Raw genomic sequence first — 4,408 nt, forward strand, 5'->3', positions numbered from 1 at the left:
CGATCCGACAACCGCTCCTCAACCGGCGGCTTGACCTGTCCAGCTCGTGGCACTCAGCAACCCTCCCGAGGCACACACTACAAACAAGATCAACCCAAAGTCAGCGGCATTGTGGCTAGCCCCGTACTTCGCAGGTCGCTGAATCAGGTCTCGCGAAGTACAGGGCTAGCCGAGTCGGGCGCCTGCGGTCATACAGGTCACCATGGGCCCATGGCGGACGATACCGCCTGTGGTCGGTCGTGGGGGTTGCTGTCGTTCACTGCTCTACCGCGGGTGTCAGTTCCTGTTCGGCCCACACGGTTTTGCCGTCCGGTGTGTAGCGGGTGCCTCGTCGGTGGGAGAGCTGGGCGACGAGGAAGAGGCCGCGGCCGCCCTCGTCGGTGGTCCGGGCGTGGCGTAGGCAGGTGAGGCTGGTGTTGGTGTCAGAGACTTCGCAGGTCAGGACCTGGTGCCGGATCAGGCGCAGACGGACGGGGCCGGTGCCGTGGCTGATGGCGTTGGTGACCAGTTCGCTGACGATCAGCTCGGTGGTCGTCGCCAGATCCGGCAGTCCCCACTTGGTCAGTTGGCCGACGGCCAGGGACCGGGCGGTGCTGACGACGGCCGGGTCGGTGGGCAGGTCCCAGGAGACCACCTGGTTCGGGCTGAGCGTGCGGGTGCGGGCGAGGAGCAGGGTGACGTCGTCGGACGGCGCCCGGGTCGGCAGGGTGTCGAGCACGGCCGAGCCGAGGTCTTCCAGTGGGAGACCGGGGTTGGCGAGGGCGGTGGCCAGACGGTGCATCCCGGCGTCGATGTCCTGGTCACGGGTTTCGACCAGGCCGTCGGTGTAGAAGGCGAGCGTGCTGCCTTCGGGAAGTTCCAGCTCGACGGCCTCGAAGGGGAAGGGGGTCAGTCCGAGGCCGAGTGGGGTTCCGGTGGGGAGGTCGGGGAAGGTGACGTGGCCGTGCGGGTCGATGATCGCGGGCGGGGGGTGGCCGGCCCGTGCCATCGTGCAGCGCCGGGTGACCGGGTCGTAGACGGCGTACAGGCAGGTGGCACCCACCACGGCGGTGGCCAGGTCCTTCGCGTCGGCGTCCTCCTCTGCGAGGCGGGTGACCTGGTCGTCGAGGTGGGCGAGCAGTTCGTCGGGGGGCAGGTCCATGTCGGCCAGAGTGTGCACGGCGGTGCGGAGCCGGCCCATGGTCGCGGCGGCGTTGATGCCGTGCCCGACCACGTCGCCGACGACCAGGGCCACCCGGGCACCGGACAGCGGAATCACATCAAACCAGTCACCCCCGACGCCGCGGTGGCTATCGGCCGGCAGATAACGCGAGGCCACCTCGACCGCGGACCCGCCCGTCAGGCGCTGCGGGAGCAGGTTGCGCTGCAGGGCAAGGGCCGCAGCGCGTTCGCGGGTGTACCGGTTGGCGTTGTCCAAGCACAGCGCGGCCCGGGAGACGAGTTCCTCGGCCAGCAGCAGGTCGTCCTCCTCGAACGGCACCGGATCCTCGGTACGGGCGAAGACCGCTATGCCCAGCACCGTGCCGCGCGCGTGGATCGGCACGACCATCGCAGAGTGCATTCCGTACCCGCTGATCTTCTGCGCCCGGGCCGGGTCCTGGTCGAACCACGTACCGGGGGAGGTGTCCAGGACCGGTTCCAGGTAGGACTTCCCGGTGGACAGGACGCGGGTGTAGGGCGAGGTCGGTGGGACGAAGACCGCCTCCCCCCGGGCGCAAAAGGCATCCGGGGCCCCGGGGCGGATCGATGCCAGGCCCGCGCGGCGGAAGGCGGGGATGTGCTCGCCCATCGGCCCCAGCCGGGCCAGGGGCTCCTCACCGAGCGGGACCGATTCCGCCAGGTCGACGGCGACGAAGTCAGCCAGGAGCGGCACCGCGAGGTCGGCCAGTTCCTGCCCGGTCCGCATGACGTCCAGGGTGCTGCCGATCCGCGTGCTGGCCTCGCTGAGGATCGCCAGGCGCTCGCGCGCCCGCTCCCTGTCGGTGACGTTTACGCACATGCCGCACACGGCCAGCGCGTGGCCCTCCGCGTCCTCGAGGCGGAAGTAGGAGACCGTGAACGCGTGTTTCCGGCGCGCATTCCATGCCGGGTACTCAAGGTCAAACACCGGGGTACCGCTCTCCAGCACCTGCCGCATCGCCGCCTCGAGTGCTTCGGCCTCGAAGCCGGCCACCACCTCCGTCAGCCGCCGTCCCAGCCGCACCTCGGGAAGGATGTCGTCCCGGCGCTCTGCGAGGTCGTTCAGCCAGGTGCAGCGCAGCTCCAGGTCGCGGACGGTGATCCCGACCGGCGCGCGGGTCAGAAGCGACGACGGCCTCAATCCGTTCACCGCCAACGAGGCGACCGCGGCCAAGTCGGTCACCGAGACGAGCCAATGGGCACTGCCGTCCTGCCCCGACAGCGGGGAGACCCGCAGGCTCACCTCGAGCCTGCGGCCGTCGCGGTGGCGAACCGCCGCAAGACCGGACCAGCCACCCCGGGCACGGCACCGCTCCGCGAAGGCGGACGCCTCCGCCCAGTCTTCGGCAGACGCCAGCATGACCCCGGCGGGTCGGCTCACCACCTCCGCGGGTGAGTAGCCGACCAGCCGCTGGCCAGCCTGCGACCACCCGACCACCGTCCCTTCCGCGTCGATCATCGCGATCGGCGCGCCGACCAAATCGGAGGCCCCCGGCACTGCGGCGGGCACCATGCACTCAGGCCTGTCCGCTGCCCGCCCGCGAGGTGTGTTCCGGACCGTCGGGATCGCACTGTTCGCGTCGGTCATGCGGTCGAGCCAATCGGCCGGCAGCGCGTGCTCAGAGAACATCGTTCGAAAGTACCCGGTTTCGGGATATATGGCGTGTGTCGCTCGTCACACTCAGATTCGAACGAGTTGGCCGGTCCGTTCTGGCGTGGCTTCGCTGTCACCGGCGCACTCGCGCTGTTCCTTCCGGACTCGCAAATGCATTATCAGCACTCCCGAAACCGGTACTCCCCTACGCCTACCAACTCATCGCCGCCCTGGCCCGCGAACTCCAGAGCAGCAACCGCGAATTCGCCGACAACCTCACCCCGCCGCCCTCTGAGGCCGAGCGCGGCCAACTACTGCGCGCTCTGGCCAGCAACTCCATCCGGGGCAGTTTCGAGCGGCACTTCGGCGTCGCGCTGGCGTTCCAGAACTGCCCCCGGGTAGCGGCCTTCCGGCCCAAGGCCCACGAATGGGCAGACATACACCTAGTTCACCCCACCCGCTCCCAGATCCTCAACCAGTCACCCGAATTCCGCGACTGCTGAACCCGGCCGCAAGCCCGCCGGACTGGCCACCCGCCACAGCCACACCCCGACCGACTGTTCGTTCCGGACTACCGGTGGGGCCTCAATGACAAGAGATCGGGCCCGGCCCACTGATCCAGGTACCGAGATCATCACGCCGCTTGGACCGGTTACCTGGTGCTGAAACAGTACATCCGTGACTCCTCCCCCGGCTGAAGCCGGGGGCTTCTCGTTACGCCGGGTTGGCGTCGCGACGGACCAGCCCGGCCCGTAGAACGTTGGTGGCTCCCACTGTGTCGGCGTGCGCGGTCTGGCCGCAGGCGACGCAGTGGAACTTTTCCTGTGTGGGCCGGTTCTCCTTGGCGGTGTGCCCGCATTCGGGGCACTCGCGGGAGGTGTTGCGGGGGTCCACGGCGATCACTTCCCGTCCGGCGCTTTCAGCCTTGGCGTACAGGATCATCAGGAACACCCCCCATCCGGCGTCAGCGATGCTGCGGTTCAGCCCGGCCTTCGCGGCGGCCCCGTTGGGCAGGAAGACGCCCGCGTTCTCGGGGTCGGGCTTGGGTAAGGGGGCCTTGCTCATGTTGCGGATCTTGAGGTCTTCGTGCGCGATGAAGTCGTGCACGCGGACCAGGCCGAGCGCGGTCTTGTGCGCGTGGTCGAGGCGCTGACGCCGGATCTTGCCGAGCAGCGCGGCGACCTTGTCCACGGCCCGCTGGTGGTTGGCGGTGCGGTCCTTGGCCTTGCGGCGCCCAAACCGGGACAGCGCCCGCTGCGCGGATTCCAGCTTCGCGGCGGCCTTACGCCCGTGCCGCGGGTTGGGCACGAACCCGCCGTTTGAGTCGGCGAGGAAGTTGGCGATGCCCAGGTCGATCCCGACCACGGATCCGGTCGTGGGCAGCGGCTCGGGCCGCTCCTGCTCGGCGGTCAGCACGACGAACCACTGACGGCCCTCGCGCTTCACGGACACCGTCTTGATCCTGCCGGTCACGGCGCGGTGCTGGTTGACCTTGACGTGGCCGACGCCCTGGAGGCGGACGCGGGTGACGGGATCGTGCGGGGCGGAGTCCCAGCGGCAGCCGTCACCGTCCTTGGGGAACTCCACCGTGTCGAACCAGTTCACCCCGCGAAAGCGCGGGTAGCCGGGTGTGTC

The 4,408-nt window shown here is 69.3% G+C and carries 3 protein-coding genes; 1 reads left to right on the plus strand and 2 read right to left on the minus strand.

Features of this window, described 5'->3' with window-relative positions; genetic code table 11:
- Positions 1–256 precede the first annotated feature (256 nt).
- On the minus strand, positions 257–2,809 hold the full coding sequence (locus FCI23_RS54190; RefSeq protein WP_322974066.1) for a SpoIIE family protein phosphatase: 2,553 nt from the start codon (positions 2,807–2,809) through the stop codon (positions 257–259).
- Between the two features lie 35 nt (positions 2,810–2,844).
- Between FCI23_RS54190 and FCI23_RS54195 the strand changes: the two genes are divergently transcribed.
- Complete coding sequence (locus tag FCI23_RS54195; protein ID WP_322974067.1) at positions 2,845–3,276, plus strand: SCO5389 family protein; 432 nt, start codon at positions 2,845–2,847, stop codon at positions 3,274–3,276.
- A gap of 211 nt (positions 3,277–3,487) precedes the next feature.
- Here FCI23_RS54195 and FCI23_RS54200 read toward each other — a convergent pair.
- Positions 3,488–4,408: RNA-guided endonuclease InsQ/TnpB family protein (locus tag FCI23_RS54200; protein WP_136731561.1), on the minus strand; the 921-nt coding region annotated here is incomplete at its 5' end.

Origin of the sequence: Actinacidiphila oryziradicis, assembly GCF_005047355.1 — a bacterium.
GTDB classification, from domain to species: Bacteria; Actinomycetota; Actinomycetes; order Streptomycetales; family Streptomycetaceae; genus Actinacidiphila; species Actinacidiphila oryziradicis.

What these genes read in the sequence shown, in the direction of transcription:
- FCI23_RS54190 (WP_322974066.1), bottom strand. Translation starts at nt 2,809, where the DNA reads ATGTTCTCTGAGCACGCGCTGCCGGCCGATTGGCTCGACCGCATGACC.